The organism is Gordonia humi, from assembly GCF_014197435.1.
Lineage (GTDB): Bacteria > Actinomycetota > Actinomycetes > Mycobacteriales > Mycobacteriaceae > Gordonia > Gordonia humi.
The window spans coordinates 1,133,682-1,148,772 of record NZ_JACIFP010000001.1; the positions used below are offsets into that span (position 1 = coordinate 1,133,682).

Sequence of the window (15,091 nt, forward strand, 5' to 3'; positions counted from 1 at the left end):
TTGTTTGGTTGTTTGCATCCACTATTTGCTTCTGAGGCAACACACGTGTTTGTGTGTGTCTTGTGTTTTTACGGTGGTTTTAGCGGTGGGGGAACGCCCGGTCCCTTTCCGAACCCGGAAGCTAAGCCTGCCAGCGCCGATGGTACTGCACTGTAATGGGTGTGGGAGAGTAGGACACTGCCGTAATTTACTTGGTGGGGCCCCTGATCTGTGACAGGTCAGGGGCCCCACTGCTGTCTGCACCCCGATACGAGATCGGTCGGAACAGCGATCTGATCACTCGACCATCCGTGAGACGACACGGCTGTGAAAGTACGAACATCGGTCGAATCAGTAGAGGCCGCAGGCGGATCGCCTGCGGCCTCTACTGTTTTCGCGACCGAATTCAATGCGCTCGAATCAATGCGACCCGGCTAGCGCGGCAAGACGGTCGTGCGCCTGCACCATGATCGACTGGATCAACTCCTCACACGACGGAAGATCGTCGATCATCCCGACCACCTGGCCCGACGCCAGAACACCCGCTTGGGTGTCTCCCCCGACCAGACCGGCCTTCAACAGCATCGGCGTGTTCCCGGCCATGATGATCTGCTGCCAAGTACGGTCCCCGGACTTGCGCATCGACAGGCCGTCACGGAACATCGTCGCCCACTTCATGCCCGTCATCTGTTTGAACTCATTGGCGTTGCGCGCGGCCGCCGTCAGAGCCCTCGCCCCGGAGCCGCTCTCGAGTGCTTCCACCAACCGGGTGCGCAACACCCGGTGCGGCATCCCGTCGACCTTCGTCGACACGACCGTATCGGTCAACGAACGCTGCAGATACTCCTGCTTCACACTGTCGGGCACCGCGGAATCGGCGGTCAACAGGAATCGGGTTCCCATGGCCACCCCCTCGGCGCCGTACGCCAGAGCCGCGACCAGGCCGCGACCGTCGAAGAATCCGCCGGCGGCCACCACCGGGATCGATGTCCGACCGGCTCCGCCCAGAGCATCGATCACCGACGGCAGCAGCAGGGTGGTCGCGACCGGACCGGTGTGTCCGCCCCCCTCACCACCTTGCACGATCACCGCATCGGCACCCCACGAGGCGACTTTCACCGCGTGCTTCGCCGCACCGATCGACGGGACGACGGCCAGACCGTTGTCTTTGAGCTTCGCGATCAGCTCCTTCTTGGGAGCCAGCGCGAACGACGCGACCTTCACTCCTTCGCGGATCAACAGGTCGACACGCTCGGCCGCATCGGTGGCATCCGCACGGAGGTTCACGCCGAAGGGCTTGTCGGTCAACGACTTCGTCTTCGCGATCGCCGCCTCGAGTTCGGCATAGGTCATCGTCGCCGACGCGAGGATGCCCAGACCACCCGCATTCGCGGTGGCGGCCGTCAACGACGGCCCCGACACCCATCCCATACCGGTCTGCACGATCGGATAGCGGACGCCGACCAGATCGGTGAACCGCGTGCTCAGCGACGGAGCAGTCACGACTTGACCTCGCGATCGCGGGTGCTGCGCGGGTCGACCACCTCGCGGATCAGACGGAGCTGTTCCTCCGACGGAGGAGCGGTGACCGGTGCGGACTCGAGACCCGCTATCTGAAAGCCGGTGTTCTCGGCGACCTCCCCGGCCGCCACACCGGGATGCAGCGAGCGGGCGCGCATGGTGCGGCCCGGTCCGTCGAAGTCGAAGACACCGAGATTGGTGACGACCCGATGGATGTTCAGGTCGTCGAAGGCCGGGTTGGCGGCGTCGACCTTGTCGAATCCCACGCCGCACACGATGTCGACAGCGTCGACGAACACTCGAGTGGAGTGTCGTGCCACCCAATAGCTGGTCGCGTGACCGAGCGTGTTGCCGGGTGCTCCGCGCAGACCGAACATCTGCCGGGTCGGCTGTCGGTGGGAGCCGAACGCGGACAGGTTCTGGTTGCCGTACCGGTCGATCTGATTGGCGCCCATCACGACGTGACGACGGCCGCTGCCGATCACGTCGAACACCTTGCTGAACGGCATCCATCCCTCGGCGGCGCCGGCGGCTCCCACCGCCGGAGTGTCCGACAGGAGGAACGCCTCACCGTCGGTGATCAGCAGATCGGGCTCGGTCGAAAGACGGGCGACGCGGGCGCCGATCAACGCCATCGGCGCCATCGGCGACGCCATGATCTCGCCGGCCCCGGAGAAGATGTCTGCGCACGCGCCGGCGCAGTACTCGGCGCGGGTGATCTCTGCGGTGCTCACTTCTGGTCCTCCTGCTCCGCGTGCCAACGGGTCACTTCTTCCTGATAGACGGCCTCATCGACGTCGAGGAAACGGGCGCGGAACGCGGCCCAGTCCTCATCGTCGGCGGCGGACGAGGCATAGAACCGCTGGAACGCCTCATCGCGGCCGTAGCCTCCGGCGAACGTGAAGTGCGCGCCGTTCGGGGCGTGCACGACGCGGTCGACGTTCATCCGATTCAGCACGAGCCGCTGCGGTCCGAACTCGGCGAACAGTTCGTCGGTCGGCAGAATGCGATCTGCCTCGAGGTACCGGTTCGCGGCCGATCCCATGTACAGGTCGTCGAAGTACGGGTCGACGCCGCTGTAGCCGGCGTTGCCGTGGACGTCGGCGGCATCGAGGTGGACGAACGCCGCGTCGAGGGTGAGGGCGGGCATCGCGACCAGCGTCTGGGTCCGGCCGTCGGTGTCCGGATACGGAGACTCGACGGTCGTGAGCTCGCCTTCCCAGAAGTCGAAGACAGCGGAACCGAGGCCGGCGCGGACAGGCAGGAACGGCAGGCGGGTGGACGCGGCCTGCAGACCGGCCTTGAGCATGCCCTCGTCCATCTCGCGGGATTCGATCGCACCGGACGTCCGTGCCTTCGCGAACCACGGATCGTAGAACGGCGCGGAGTCGAGGGAGACGAAACCGTAGTAGGCCCGCTTCACCTTGCCCGCGGCACACAGCAGACCCAGGTCCGGACCCCCGTAGGTGACGATCGTCAGATCCTTCACATCGCTGCGCGCGAGCGCACGGACCAGCGCCATCGGTTTGCGACGCGAACCCCACCCGCCGATCCCGATCGTCATCCCGTCCCGCAACTCGCCGACGGCCTCGGCAAGGGTGCTTGTCTTGTCTCGGAACGCCATCTCCTACTCTCCTTTCGATTCGCCGGTCTCGGCGGCGGTTGATCCGTCCCGTTCGCTCGCGGCTCCGGCGACGAAGGCATCGCGGTGCTCGTCGGCCACCCCGGCCAGATTCAGCTCGTACGTGTACCGCTGCTCCAACAGATAGCTGCGCTTGACGTCGACGGGATCGATGCCGTTGATTGCGGCTTTCGCCGCACGGATCACCCTCGTGTCCTTGGTGTCGATCATGCGGGCCACCTCGAGTGCGGCATCGAGCAGTTCGTCGCGGGGCACGGCGCGATACACCGATCCGAAGCGCACCAACTGCTCGGCGGTCACATTCTGCGCGGTGTAGTAGAGGGTGCGCATCATGTGCTGAGGAACGAGCCGGGCCAGATGCGTCGCAGCGCCGAGCGCTCCACGATCCACCTCGGGCAGGCCGAACACCGCGTCGTCGGAGGCCACGATCACGTCGGCGTTGCCCACCAGACCGATGCCGCCGCCGACACAGAATCCGTTCACGGCGACGATCACCGGGACGGCGCAGTCGTACACCGCGGAGAACGCCGCCGCGCATCCCTTGTTGGCGCCGATGAGCGCGTCGAACCCGGACGTCGACTGCATCTCCTTGATGTCGACACCCGCGTTGAAGCCCCGTCCCTCGGCACGAAGGATGACGACCGAGGTCTCCGGATCGGCGCCGGCCGTCAGGATCTCATCCGCCAACTGGAACCAGGCGGCGCTCGGCAGGGCGTTGACCGGTGGAAAGTCGACCGTGACGGTGACGATTCCCGATTCGACACGGGAGGTGGTTATCGGCACATCTGCTCCTTCATCTCGCAGTGACCCAAGCAAATGCTTGCTTGTCCGGTAGGGTAGCACCCATGAGTGAAACAGCGCACACGCGTGCCGATCTAGGACTCGCAGGTCGGACGGTCCTGGTGACGGGCGGAGCCCGAGGCGTCGGTGCGGGTGTCTCCGACGTCCTGCAGGCGCACGGCGCGCACGTCGTGGTCTGTGCTCGGCGAGAGCCGGAGTCGTCGGTCGCCGGTCGTGACTTCGTCTCGTGCGATGTCCGCGACTCCGCCGCGGTGGAGTCGATGATCGGCGGCATTGTCGAACGTCACGGGCGGCTCGACGGCGTCGTCAACAACGCGGGCGGGTCGCCGTTCGCGCTGGCCGCCGACGCGTCGGATCGGTTCACGCAGAAGATCCTCGAGTTGAACCTGCTCTCGCCGCTGATCGTCTCGCGTGCTGCCTTCGCCGCGATGCGTGAACAGGACGGTGGGGGAGCCATCGTCAACGTCTCGAGTGTCAGCGGACACCGTCCGTCCCCGGGCACCTCCGCCTACGGCGCGGCCAAGGCCGGACTCGACAACGCGACCACCTCGCTCGCGGTGGAATGGGCGCCCGCGGTGCGTCTCAACTCCGTCGTCTGCGGGCCCGTTCAGACCGAGCTGTCGCAGCTGCACTACGGCGACGAGGACGGGATCGCCGCGGTCGGTCGGACGATTCCCATGGGCAGGCTCGCCCTGCCGTCCGACGTGGGGCAGGCCGTCGCGTTTCTGCTGTCCCCGCTCGCCTCCTACATCACCGGCTCCACGCTGACCGTCCACGGTGGTGGCGAGAAGCCGGCATTTCTCGATGCCGCGAACTCCGGCAACGCGGTGTGAGCAGCGGTGTGCCCGCAGCGCCGAACGACCTGAGAGAAAGAAGTGAACATGACAGGGAACAGTGATCTCGACTCCGCTCGATCGGCGGGAGAGGACGCACGGTCGGGGGAAGGAGGCGCGCGCGTCGTGATAGTGACGGGGGCTGGACAGGGCATCGGCAGGCAGCACGCTCTGGCGTTCGCCGCCGACGGCGCGAAGGTCGTGGTGAACGACTACGCCGCCGACTCGGCCGCGGCGGTCGTCGCCGAGATCGAAGCGGCGGGCGGAGAGGCGGTGGTCGCGGCGGGCGACGTCGCGGACTGGGACACCGGAGCCGCGATCGTGGCGACCGCGGTCAGCGAGTTCGGACACCTCGACGCGCTGGTCAACAATGCCGGATTCCTTCGCGATCGGATGCTGGTCTCGCTCAGCGAGGACGAGTGGGACGCGGTGGTCCGCGTGCACCTCAAAGGGCATTTCGTGATGCTTCGGCATGCGGCCGCTTACTGGCGGGGCGAGGCGAAGGCCGGTCGCACCCGCGCGGCGCGCATCGTCAACACGTCGTCGGGGGCGGGCATCTTCGGCTCGGTCGGACAGGGCAACTATGCGGCGGCGAAGGCCGCGATCGCGGAGCTGACGATTCAGGCCGCAGCCGAGCTCGGCGGTTACGGAATCGCCGTCAACGGCATCGCACCGTCGGCCCGCACGCAGATGACGATGGGTGCGGGCGAGGCGATGGCGGCGCAGATGGCGGCGCCGACCGATGGATCGTTCGACGCGATGGATCCGGCGAACATCTCGCCGCTCGTCGTCTGGCTGGCGTCCGCCGACGCCGACGACGTGACCGGTCGGCTGTTCGAAGTGGAAGGCGGCACGGTGACCGTGCTCGACGGGTGGCAGCGTGCGGCGTCTCAGGACAAGGGCGCGCGCTGGGTGCCGAGCGAACTCGGCGACGTCGTCCGCGGGCTGATCGCGCGTTCGCCGGAGCAGGTTCGAGCGTACGGCGCACGCTGACATTCACCGACGACGACGGCAGGACCGCGAGGCGGTCCTGCCGTCGTCGTCGGTTCTCAGGCGCTTCGGCCCGGCGCGCGCACCACCATCGGAACGCCGGGGAAGTACGCGGCCATCTCGGCGCGTGAACGGCGCAGTGCGGCCACGCCGTAGCCCTGCTTGCGACGCTCGGGACGGATCCAGATGCGAACGTCCACCTCCCCGTCGGAGAGTTCGCCGAACACGATCCCGACCTTCTCCTGGTCTTCGACGGCGACGAGCCAGACCGCGTCCTCGTTGTCGACGCGACCGACTCCGCTGGCGATCTCCTCGCCGATCTCGCCTGCCGGCGCGCCGGACCCGTCGCCCGCGACGCCCTGTTCCGCGGTGCGTTCGGCGAAGAGATCAGCGTCGTCGTTCGCCGAAAACGGCCGCAGATCGATCGTGTCGCCGCTGCTCGCGGGCCGTTCGGCGGAGGTGAAGGTGATCGCGTGGTTCAGGTCGTCGAGCTCGCTCTGGTTCTTGCGGCGTGCGGCCTTGGTGAGCTGGTGGAACGACATGTTCAGAACGGCTTCGGCGCCGACCTTCGATTTGCCGAGGAGGTCGGCGATCGCGGTAGCTGCGGAGTCGCGGTCGTCGGCTTCGACGATCGTGTCCAGAACCTCGTGTCGACGCTCGAGGGCGGTGAGCAGTGCTTCGGTGATGTCACGACGGGTGGTGGTCTGGTCCAAATCTGTCATAGACCGATCGTTGCACGATTTCTCTGTTACCGGCAGGTCTACCCAGAGGTAAGTTCTGCGGGTCGTCTTGCCCCCTGCTGCAACGTGTTTCGGCGAGTCATTTACAGAAATCTAGAACACGTTCTAGTGTGGTTCACATGACTGGAGAACAGGCGACCATCCCCGACGACCGACTGCTGCACACTCCGGTGCATCTGGGCGATCTGATGGTCGCAGCGCTCAAACGCCACGCGAACAGTCCGGTTCTGCAACTCGGCGACACCGAACTGACCGGGCGGGAGATGGCCGACGCCATCAGCCGCTACGTACAGGCATGCGAGGGGCTCGGGGCGGGGACCGGTACGGCGGTCGGGCTCCTCGCATTGAACCGTCCGGAGGTGCTTTTCGTCGTCGGCGCCGGTCAGACGCAAGGGTGGCGACGAACCGCCCTGCACCCACTGGGTTCGGCCGACGACCACGCGTACGTCCTGTCGGACGCCGGAGTCAGCACCCTGATCATCGACCCGGTGCCGATGTTCGTCGACCGTGCCGTCGCGCTGCTGGAGAAGGTCGACTGCCTCACCCAGATCCTGACGCTCGGTCCGGTGCCGCCGGAACTCGCCGACGTCGGCGTCGACCTGATCGCGGCCGCCGACGGCTTCGCCGCCGGCCCGCTGACCGCGAAGGTCCTCGACCCCGAACACGTCGTCTCGATCACCTACACCGGTGGTACCACCGGCAAGCCGAAGGGTGTCATCGGCACGGCCCGCGCGATGTCGACGATGACCCAGATCCAGCTCGCCGAGTGGGAGTGGCCGGAGCGGCCGCGCTTCCTCATGTGCACACCGCTCTCCCACGCGGGTGCGGCGTTCTTCGTGCCGACGCTGATCAAGGGCGGCACCATGCTGGTGCTCGGCAAGTTCGATCCGGCGGAGGTCCTCGAGACGATCGAGCGCGAGCGCATCACGGCGACGATGCTCGTCCCGTCGATGATCTATGCGCTCATGGACCATCCGGACTCGCGCACCCGCGACCTCTCGTCCCTCGAAACGGTCTACTACGGCGCCTCGGCGATCAACCCGGTACGGCTGGCCGAGGCGATCGAGCGGTTCGGGCCGATCTTCGCCCAGTACTACGGCCAGTCCGAATCGCCGATGGTCATCAGCTACCTGCGCAAGGACGAGCACGATCGGGCGCGACTCGGCAGCTGCGGACGCCCGTCGGCATTCCTTCGGACCAAGCTCGCGGGCCCGGACGGCGAGCCCGTCGCACCGGGTGAGCCCGGCGAGATCTGCGTGTCCGGACCGTTGCTCGCCGGCGGCTACCTCGGCCTGCCGGAGCAGACGGCCGAGACCTTCGCCGACGGCTGGCTGCACACCGGCGACGTCGCCCGCGAGGACGAGGACGGCTTCTGGTTCATCGTCGACCGCACCAAGGACATGATCGTGACCGGAGGTTTCAACGTCTTCCCGCGTGAGGTCGAGGACGTCGTCGCCGAGCACCCGGCGGTCGCCCAGGTCGGGGTGATCGGGGTGCCCGACGAGAAGTGGGGAGAGGCGGTCACCGCTGTCGTCGTACTGCGTCCGGGCGCCGACGAGACCGGCGATGACAGAATCAGAATCACCGAGGAGATCCAAGCGGCGGTCAAAGGCCGCAAGGGTGGCGTACAGTCGCCCAAGCGGGTGGTGTTCACCGACGCGCTGCCGTTGACAGCGCTCGGTAAGCCCGACAAGAAGGCTCTGCGCGCTCAGTTCTGGGAGGGTCTCGAGCGCTCAGTGGGATGATCGACGTCGCCGCGCCCACGTTGTGGCCGGCGCGGCGACGGCGATCGCACGAAGGTGTCGGACGGCACTCGCCGTCCGACACCTCTCGCGGTCATCGGGGTTCGCAGACCACCACCGGAATCGTCCGCTCCGTCCACGCCGCGTACGTGTCGAAGTCGGCGTACAGCTCCACCAGCGTCGGCCAGAGTTCGGCGCGCTCGGTCGGATCGGCGATCCGCGCCGTGTACTCGCCGGTGTCCGCTCCGAACTGGATCGTCACCGCCGGATCGGCTTTCAGATTGTGATACCACGCGGGATTGGCGGGCAGTCCGCCCTGGGACGCCACGAGCACGATCTGCTCGCCACGGCTCAGATACAGCAGTGGAACGGTCCGCGTCCGGCCGGACTTGCGGCCGGTCGTCGTCAGCAGACAGACAGGAACGGGCTTGCGCAGGGCCGCACCGACCCGCCACCGTTTTCCGAGACGACCTCCGGTGAGCCGGTACAGACTCGTGTTCAGACGGGACCCGTACTTGACGGCTCGCGCGACGATCGGTGAATCCAACTGCGTCGGACGGTTGTTCGCGTCCATCGGGGTCAGATTCGTTCGAGGATCGTCGCCGTCGAGAGCGCCCCGCCCGCGCACATGGTGACCAGTGCGTGTTGACCGTCGGTGCGTTCCAGTTCGTGCAGGGCAGTGGTGATCAGACGTGAGCCGGTACTGCCGACGGGGTGGCCGAGCGCGATGGCGCCGCCGTTGACGTTGACCTTGTCCATATCGGCGCCGTGTACCTGCGCCCAGCTGAGCACGACCGATGCGAACGCCTCGTTGATCTCGACGACGTCGATGTCGTTCAGGCTCATACCGGTCCGATCGAGCACACGCTGCGTCGACTGCACCGGGCCGTCGAGGTGATAGTACGGTTCGGCGCCGACCAGAGCCTGGCTCTTGATACGCGCGCGGGGAGTCAGACCGAGTTCACGAGCCCTGTCCTCGTCCATGATCAGAACGGCTGCCGCACCGTCGGAGATCTGGGACGACGTCCCCGCGGTGTGGATGCCGCCCTCCATGACCGGCTTCAGCGAGGCGAGCGACTCGCGAGTGGTCTCGCGCAGTCCCTGGTCCTTGACGACCTCGAGGATCTGCCCGGTGAGTTCGCCGTCGCGGGTGCGCTCGGGCGCCTTGACGGCGAGCACCTCGCGATCGAATCGGCCCTCGTCCCAGGCCCGCTTGGCGTTCGCCTGCGATCGAACGCCGAGTTCGTCGACGTCGTCGCGGGTGATGCCGCGTCGTTGTGCGATGCGTTCGGCGGCCTCGAACTGATTCGGCATGTCGATGCTCCACGACTCCGGGCGACGAGGTCCCGCGTCCGTGCCGACGTTCGCACCGAGCGGCACATGCGACATCGATTCGATGCCGCACGCGATGCCGATGTCGATCGCACCGGACGCGATGAGGCCCGCGACGAGATGATTGGCCTGCTGAGCCGATCCGCACTGGCAGTCGATGGTGGTGGCACCGGTCTGCCACGGCAGTCCGGCGTGCAGCCACGCCGTCCGTGTGACGTTGTTGCCCTGCTCGCCGACCTGCATCACCGCGCCGCCGACGACCTGCTCCACCAACGCCGGATCGATGCCTGCACGTGCGATCAATCCGGTCTGCGCGGCGCCGAGCAACTCGGCCGCGTGCAGACCCGACAGCCACCCGTTTCGCTTTCCGATCGGTGTTCGCGCCGCATCGACGATTACCGGTACACCCATGTCACACGTCCTTCCAGAAGATCGATTCCACTAAAACTAGAACAAGTTCTTGTTCGCGTCTATCCAGTGTGGCAGAGTGTGAGCTACAGCAAATTGTAACGGGTTCTCGTTTGAGCGCGAAGCCCGCGACCCTTTGAAATGAGGTGATGACGTGACCCAGGCGCAGAGCATCGAAGCTGCGGGCCCGTCACAGGAGTCCGCAGGTGGGTGCCCGTTCATGCATCAGGAGGGCTGGGATTTCACGAACCCGGACCTGCTGCAGCAGGGGATCCCTGTCAAGGAGTTCGCCGAACTCCGCAAGACCGCCCCCGTCTGGTGGAACGCGCAACTCCCCGGGAAGGGCGGAGGCTTCCATGACGGTGGCTACTGGGTGGTGTCCAAGCTCGACGACATCCGGGAGATCTCCAAGAACGCCGACGACTGGTCCACGAACGCGAACGGCGTCATCATGCGGTTCGAGGACGACATGCCCGCCGATCAGCTCGAAGTCACCAAGGCGCTGCTGATCAACCACGATCCGCCCGAGCACACCCGACTCCGCAAGATCATCTCGCGGGCCTTCACTCCCAAAGCCGTTCACGCTCTGGAGGACAAGCTCGACGAGGCAGCCCGCCGGATCGTCGCCAAGGCCGCGGAGGAGGGCAAGGGCGACTTCGTCGAACAGGTCGCCGTCGACCTGCCGCTCCTGGCCATCGCGGATCTGCTCGGTGTGCCCGAAGTCGATCGCGCCAAGCTGTTCCAGTGGTCCAACGCGATGATGAACGCCGACGATCCCGACTTCGAGCCCGATCCGATGACCGCCAACATGGAGATCCTCGGCTACGGCTACAACATGGCCGAGGAGCGTCGCAAGTGCCCGGCCGACGACATCGTCACCACGCTCATCGAGGCCGACATCGACGGTCATGCTCTCGACGACGCCGAGTTCGGGTTCTTCTTCATCCTGCTCACCGTCGCGGGCAATGAGACCACTCGAAACGCGATCTCGCACGGTATGAACGCGTTCTTGGACAACCCCGACCAGTGGGAACTGTTCAAGAAGGAGCGGCCGGCGACCGCCGTCGACGAGATCGTCCGCTGGGCGACCCCCGTCAACTGCTTCCAACGCACCGCCAAGCGCGACACGACCGTCGGTGGCACCGAGATCAAGCAGGGGCAGCGCGTCGGGCTCTTCTACGGATCGGCCAACTACGACGAGGACGTCTTCGACGATCCGTACACGTTCAACATCATGCGCGACCCCAACCCGCATGTCGGATTCGGCGGCAACGGCACTCACTTCTGCATCGGCGCCAACCTGGCTCGCATGGAGATCAACCTGATGTTCAACGCCATCGCCGACCTCGTACCCGACATCACCAAGCTCGGCGAGCCCAACCGGCTCCGCCACGGCTGGATCAACGGCATCAAGGAACTCCAGGTCGACTACGGAACCGAGTGACCATGGCAGACGAACTCCCGTCCTACCTGAACATCGACCGCGAGAACCATCCGGCAGTACTCGCCGGACGGCGTTCACGGGAAGCCGTGCAAGCGCGCGACAAGGACGCCTGGCTCGCCAACTTCGCCGCCGACGCCGTCGTGGAGGACCCGGTCGGGCCCTCCATGTTCGACGAGAGAGGCGTCGGACACACCGGGGCCGAAGGGCTCGCCAACTTCTGGGACATCACCATCGGCACCACGGAGAAGATCGACTTCGTCTTCGACAAGGAGATCATCTGCGGCAACGAGGTCGCCTACATCGGGAAGATCGTGACCCGGATCGGCGGCCACGTCTCCGAATCGCACGGAGTCTTCACCTACAAGGCGGACGACAACGGCGACCTGGTGGCGTTGCGGGCGTTCTGGGAGGTGGCGGAGACGATGGCCACCCTGCGGCCCGCTTAGCCGAGCTCTACGCGACGAGCCCGACGACCGTCATTCGGTCGTCGGGCTCGCTCTGCTGTTCGTTCCCGCCCGGCTCGCCGGCCGAGCGGAGTCGAGATCCCTACTTCTTCAAACGCTTCAACACGTGGGAGTCGACGGAGGCGAGGCCCTGGTCGGCGATGGCGACGGCGATGAGGCCGGCGATCAAGGCGAGCGGGAGCTCGTAGCCGCCGTCGGAGGACCAGAAACCGTTGTCGATGTGCGTGATGAAGATCGCGCCGATCATGTCGAGGATCAGCAGCAGGGACACCAGCGGGACGGCGATGCCGACGATCAGCAAGATGCCGCCGCCGAACTCGAGAATCGCGGCCACCCATGCCGACAACGTCGGCAGCGGGGCTCCCATCGCGTCGAATCCCGAAGCGGTGGCGTCCATCCCGTTGACGAAGAACTTCTGGCAGCCGTGGGCCAGGAAGATGATGCCGAGAATGACCCGGGCGACGGTGGTCGACAGGCCCTGCGCGTGCTTGAGCGGATTCATGTGTAGCTCCCTGGAAAGGTCGGAGCACTCTCTCCAAGTGCTTCCTGCGAACGGACCACACGATGAAACCACTTACCTTTAGTAAGTTCAAGTGAGGGCGTACATTGACCCTGTGCCCGATGATGAAATGCCACCGTATGACGTGTTCGCGAAGATGTGCCCGTCGCGGGCCGTCTTCGAGCATGTGACCGGAAAATGGGGCGCGCTGGTCCTGGGCAGCCTGAACGAAGGGCCGCACCGATTCGGCGAGATCCGCGATCAGGTGCAGGGCATCAGCGATCGGATGCTGACCCAGACGCTCAAGACATTGTGCGACGACGGGATCGCGGTGCGGACGATGTCGTCCCATTCGCATCCGACGTACGAACTGACCGAGGCCGGAGTCGGGGTGGCGGCCGCGGTGCGGACGCTGATCACGGTGGTGGAGGATGCGATGAGCCGCGGAATCGGCGGGCGATAGCCGCGCCGATCCGTGCGGCGCTCGCTACGGTTTGTCCGCGCCCACGACCCACATCGAGAAGTACTGCGAGCCGCCACCGTAGGCGTGGCCGAGAGCCTTGCGCGCGTCGGGCACCTGGTGGGCACCGCCCTTGCCCATCACCTGGATGGCCGCCTCGGCGCAGCGGATCATGCCGGACGCGCCGATCGGGTTCGATGAGAGCACGCCGCCCGACGCGTTGACCGGCAGTCTGCCGCCGATCGCGGTCTCGCCTGCCTCGGTGAGCTTCCACCCCTCGTATTCGGGCATGAAGCCGAGGTTCTCCAGCCACATCGGCTCGAACCAGGAGAACGGCACGTAGATCTCCGCGGTGTCGATCTCGTCGAGCGGATTCGTGATGCCGGCGGCCTTCCACAGCGCGGCCGATGCGTCGCGGCCGGCCCGCGGGCTCACCACGTTGCGATGCGAGTACGACAGCGGCTCGGTGCGCATCGCCGTCGCATGGATCCACGCGACGGGTCTGCCTTCGGCGATCGCGTCGTCGGCGGCCGCCTCGTCGCCGATCACCACGGCGCAGGCGCCGTCGGAGGACGGGCAGGTCTCGTCGAAGCGGATCGGATCCCACAGCATCTGCGAGGCCAGGACCTTCTCGACGGTGATGTCACCCTGCTGCAGGTGGGCGAGCGGATTGAGCGACCCGTTCTGGCGGTCCTTGGCCGCGACGATCGCGCCGATGTGCGATGGCGCCTTCGCATTGTTGATGTAGGCGCGCACGTGGGGGGCGAAGAATCCGCCGGCGCCCGCACCCACCGGCATGGTGAACGGAACAGGAATCGACAGCGCCCACATGGCGTTCGATTCCGACTGCTTCTCCCACGACAGCGCCAGCACACGGCGGTGCACGCCACTGCTGACCAGTGACGATCCGACGACCGCGGTCGACGCGCCGACCGATCCGGCGGTGTGCACGCGGATCAGGCGCTTGCCGACGGCGCCGATGGCCTCGGCCATCGCGAGTTCGGGCATCATCGATCCCTCGAACAGGTCGGGCGCCTTGCCGATGACGATCGCGTCGATGTCGTCCAGACTCACCTGCGCGTCGTCGAGGGCTCGATCGATGGCCTCCCGGCACAGTCCGGCCATTGTGACGTCATGGCGTTTGGCGACGTACTTGGTCTGCCCCGTGCCCAGCACGGCGGCGCGGTTGCGGGCCATCAGTTCTCGCCTTCCAACGTGAGCACCATGTTCTGTTGCAGCAGTGGACCGCTCGTCGCGTGCGCCACCGCGGTGCGCGCATCGCCCCCGAGGATCGCGTGTGCGGCGTACCCGATGCGCTGCAGACCCGCGGAGAACAGGGCGTTTCCGCCCATCACCCCGCCGGACGGGTTGATCCGGGTGTTCGACCCGAGACCCAGCTCACGACGCACGATCAGCTCCTGATGCGTGTACGGCGCGTGGATCTCGGCGACGTCGACGTCGCGACTGCGATCGCCGAACGCGGTGTCGCCCGCCAGCTTCGTCGACGGCGACCTGGTCAGATCGCGGGCTCCGAAGTTGGGCGTGTCGATCCGGTGATCCCAGCCGGTGACCCACGCCGGATTCTCGACGAGTTCGCGAGCGCGTTCCTCACCGGCCAGCACGACGGCCGCGGCGGCGTCGGCGTACGGAGCGATGTCGTGTGCGCGCAGGGGCTCCCGGACATAGTCGGTCGAGAGCAGATCGTCGACGGTGGGGCCGTCGGTGCGGGCGGCGACCTGCGCCATGTCGGTCTCGGTCCACGCACCGGAGTCGATGCCCGCCCGAGCCTGCAGTCCGGCGAGCGACGGCGCGTCCGGCCACAGCGGCGCAACCGTGTAGGGGTCGGTCTGCAATGCGAGCGTGCGGTCCATGTCGCCGGCCGACGACTTGCCGAAACCGTAGGCCAAGGCCAGATCGACCTCGCCGGTCGCGATCTTCACCCACGCCTCGTAGAGCGCCCAGGCGGCGTCCATCTCGACGTGCGACTCGTTGATCGGGGGAACGGCGCCGACCGCGTCGATCGCCGAGATGAACGAGAACGCGCGTCCGGCGAGGTAATCCGACGATCCGCTGCACCAGAAGTCGATGTCGGTGCGGCTGATCCGCAGGTCGTCGTACAACCTGTTGAAGCAGGGGATGAGCATCTCGACACCGTTGGTGGTGCCGTGGGTGGAGGGAACGTTCGGGCTGTGGGCGAATCCGACCACCGCGATCCGCGGGAAGTCCGTCATGTCAG

Annotated in this window: 16 protein-coding genes and 1 rRNA gene; 7 read left to right on the forward strand and 10 right to left on the reverse strand. The window is 66.5% G+C overall.

Annotated features, from left to right (window positions below; all coding sequences use genetic code 11):
* The first annotated feature begins 69 nt into the window (after nucleotides 1–69).
* Nucleotides 70–186: ribosomal RNA gene (rrf, locus tag BKA16_RS05120) — 5S ribosomal RNA — on the forward strand.
* A gap of 213 nt (nucleotides 187–399) precedes the next feature.
* On the opposite strand, the gene BKA16_RS05125 is transcribed toward rrf, so the two are convergent.
* The 4 genes from BKA16_RS05125 to BKA16_RS05140 are packed head-to-tail and all read right to left on the reverse strand — an operon-like array spanning nucleotide 400 to nucleotide 3,925.
* Nucleotides 400–1,482: a nitronate monooxygenase gene (locus tag BKA16_RS05125; protein ID WP_183369646.1), complete on the reverse strand. Its 1,083-nt coding sequence runs from the start codon at nucleotides 1,480–1,482 to the stop codon at nucleotides 400–402.
* The gene (locus BKA16_RS05130; protein ID WP_183369647.1) at nucleotides 1,479–2,234 is read right to left on the reverse strand and encodes a CoA-transferase; all 756 of its coding nucleotides are present in this window, start codon (nucleotides 2,232–2,234) and stop codon (nucleotides 1,479–1,481) included. Before BKA16_RS05130 ends, BKA16_RS05125 begins: the two co-directional genes overlap by 4 nt.
* Nucleotides 2,231–3,124, reverse strand: a complete 894-nt coding sequence (locus tag BKA16_RS05135; protein ID WP_183369648.1) for a CoA transferase subunit A — start codon at nucleotides 3,122–3,124, stop codon at nucleotides 2,231–2,233. The genes BKA16_RS05130 and BKA16_RS05135 overlap by 4 nt, the downstream gene beginning before the upstream one ends.
* A gap of 3 nt (nucleotides 3,125–3,127) precedes the next feature.
* Complete coding sequence (locus BKA16_RS05140) at nucleotides 3,128–3,925, reverse strand: enoyl-CoA hydratase family protein (RefSeq protein ID WP_183369649.1); 798 nt, start codon at nucleotides 3,923–3,925, stop codon at nucleotides 3,128–3,130.
* 62 nt (nucleotides 3,926–3,987) lie between these two features.
* Between BKA16_RS05140 and BKA16_RS05145 the strand changes: the two genes are divergently transcribed.
* Both BKA16_RS05145 and BKA16_RS05150 read left to right on the forward strand, forming a co-directional pair.
* On the forward strand, nucleotides 3,988–4,776 hold the full coding sequence (locus BKA16_RS05145; RefSeq protein WP_183369650.1) for an SDR family oxidoreductase: 789 nt from the start codon (nucleotides 3,988–3,990) through the stop codon (nucleotides 4,774–4,776).
* Nucleotides 4,777–4,824: 48 nt separating this feature from the next.
* Entirely contained in the window at nucleotides 4,825–5,769 is a 945-nt protein-coding gene (locus tag BKA16_RS05150; protein WP_183369651.1) for an SDR family oxidoreductase, read from the forward strand.
* A gap of 56 nt (nucleotides 5,770–5,825) precedes the next feature.
* Here BKA16_RS05150 and BKA16_RS05155 read toward each other — a convergent pair whose 3' ends face one another.
* On the reverse strand, nucleotides 5,826–6,488 hold the full coding sequence (locus tag BKA16_RS05155) for a GNAT family N-acetyltransferase (RefSeq protein ID WP_183369652.1): 663 nt from the start codon (nucleotides 6,486–6,488) through the stop codon (nucleotides 5,826–5,828).
* 137 nt (nucleotides 6,489–6,625) lie between these two features.
* On the opposite strand from BKA16_RS05155, the gene fadD8 reads away from it, so the two are divergent.
* Complete coding sequence (fadD8, locus tag BKA16_RS05160) at nucleotides 6,626–8,251, forward strand: fatty-acid--CoA ligase FadD8 (protein ID WP_183369653.1); 1,626 nt, start codon at nucleotides 6,626–6,628, stop codon at nucleotides 8,249–8,251.
* Between the two features lie 91 nt (nucleotides 8,252–8,342).
* Here the strand turns inward: fadD8 and BKA16_RS05165 are convergent, their stop codons facing one another.
* Together BKA16_RS05165 and BKA16_RS05170 are read right to left on the reverse strand one after the other, a co-directional pair.
* Entirely contained in the window at nucleotides 8,343–8,822 is a 480-nt protein-coding gene (locus BKA16_RS05165) for a nitroreductase family deazaflavin-dependent oxidoreductase (RefSeq protein WP_183369654.1), read from the reverse strand.
* Nucleotides 8,823–8,827: 5 nt separating this feature from the next.
* Complete coding sequence (locus BKA16_RS05170; RefSeq protein ID WP_183369655.1) at nucleotides 8,828–9,991, reverse strand: steroid 3-ketoacyl-CoA thiolase; 1,164 nt, start codon at nucleotides 9,989–9,991, stop codon at nucleotides 8,828–8,830.
* Nucleotides 9,992–10,208: 217 nt separating this feature from the next.
* Between BKA16_RS05170 and BKA16_RS05175 the strand changes: the two genes are divergently transcribed.
* Both BKA16_RS05175 and BKA16_RS05180 read left to right on the forward strand, forming a co-directional pair.
* Nucleotides 10,209–11,432, forward strand: a complete 1,224-nt coding sequence (locus BKA16_RS05175; RefSeq protein WP_183372911.1) for a cytochrome P450 — start codon at nucleotides 10,209–10,211, stop codon at nucleotides 11,430–11,432.
* A 2-nt stretch (nucleotides 11,433–11,434) separates the two neighbouring features.
* Nucleotides 11,435–11,878 (forward strand): nuclear transport factor 2 family protein, encoded by a 444-nt coding sequence (locus BKA16_RS05180; RefSeq protein ID WP_183369656.1) that lies wholly within the window; start codon nucleotides 11,435–11,437, stop codon nucleotides 11,876–11,878.
* Between the two features lie 100 nt (nucleotides 11,879–11,978).
* Here BKA16_RS05180 and BKA16_RS05185 read toward each other — a convergent pair whose 3' ends face one another.
* Entirely contained in the window at nucleotides 11,979–12,398 is a 420-nt protein-coding gene (locus tag BKA16_RS05185; protein WP_183369657.1) for a DoxX family protein, read from the reverse strand.
* 112 nt (nucleotides 12,399–12,510) lie between these two features.
* Between BKA16_RS05185 and BKA16_RS05190 the strand changes: the two genes are divergently transcribed.
* Nucleotides 12,511–12,858: a winged helix-turn-helix transcriptional regulator gene (locus BKA16_RS05190; protein WP_343067284.1), complete on the forward strand. Its 348-nt coding sequence runs from the start codon at nucleotides 12,511–12,513 to the stop codon at nucleotides 12,856–12,858.
* Between the two features lie 24 nt (nucleotides 12,859–12,882).
* Here BKA16_RS05190 and BKA16_RS05195 read toward each other — a convergent pair whose 3' ends face one another.
* Nucleotides 12,883–14,052: a thiolase domain-containing protein gene (locus BKA16_RS05195; RefSeq protein WP_183369658.1), complete on the reverse strand. Its 1,170-nt coding sequence runs from the start codon at nucleotides 14,050–14,052 to the stop codon at nucleotides 12,883–12,885.
* On the reverse strand, nucleotides 14,052–15,086 hold the full coding sequence (locus tag BKA16_RS05200) for a thiolase domain-containing protein (RefSeq protein ID WP_183369659.1): 1,035 nt from the start codon (nucleotides 15,084–15,086) through the stop codon (nucleotides 14,052–14,054). The genes BKA16_RS05195 and BKA16_RS05200 overlap by 1 nt, the downstream gene beginning before the upstream one ends.
* Nucleotides 15,087–15,091: the final 5 nt, after the last annotated feature.

Excerpts from the sequence above, each read along its gene's own strand:
- BKA16_RS05135 (WP_183369648.1), bottom strand. The coding sequence starts at position 3,124 with ATGGCGTTCCGAGACAAGACAAGCACCCTTGCCGAGGCCGTCGGCGAG.
- BKA16_RS05145 (WP_183369650.1), top strand. The coding sequence starts at position 3,988 with ATGAGTGAAACAGCGCACACGCGTGCCGATCTAGGACTCGCAGGTCGG.
- BKA16_RS05150 (WP_183369651.1), top strand. The coding sequence starts at position 4,825 with ATGACAGGGAACAGTGATCTCGACTCCGCTCGATCGGCGGGAGAGGAC.
- BKA16_RS05155 (WP_183369652.1), bottom strand. The coding sequence starts at position 6,488 with ATGACAGATTTGGACCAGACCACCACCCGTCGTGACATCACCGAAGCA.
- fadD8 (WP_183369653.1), top strand. The coding sequence starts at position 6,626 with ATGACTGGAGAACAGGCGACCATCCCCGACGACCGACTGCTGCACACT.
- BKA16_RS05165 (WP_183369654.1), bottom strand. The coding sequence starts at position 8,822 with ATGGACGCGAACAACCGTCCGACGCAGTTGGATTCACCGATCGTCGCG.
- BKA16_RS05170 (WP_183369655.1), bottom strand. The coding sequence starts at position 9,991 with ATGGGTGTACCGGTAATCGTCGATGCGGCGCGAACACCGATCGGAAAG.
- BKA16_RS05175 (WP_183372911.1), top strand. The coding sequence starts at position 10,209 with ATGCATCAGGAGGGCTGGGATTTCACGAACCCGGACCTGCTGCAGCAG.
- BKA16_RS05180 (WP_183369656.1), top strand. The coding sequence starts at position 11,435 with ATGGCAGACGAACTCCCGTCCTACCTGAACATCGACCGCGAGAACCAT.
- BKA16_RS05185 (WP_183369657.1), bottom strand. The coding sequence starts at position 12,398 with ATGAATCCGCTCAAGCACGCGCAGGGCCTGTCGACCACCGTCGCCCGG.
- BKA16_RS05195 (WP_183369658.1), bottom strand. The coding sequence starts at position 14,052 with ATGGCCCGCAACCGCGCCGCCGTGCTGGGCACGGGGCAGACCAAGTAC.
- BKA16_RS05200 (WP_183369659.1), bottom strand. The coding sequence starts at position 15,086 with ATGACGGACTTCCCGCGGATCGCGGTGGTCGGATTCGCCCACAGCCCG.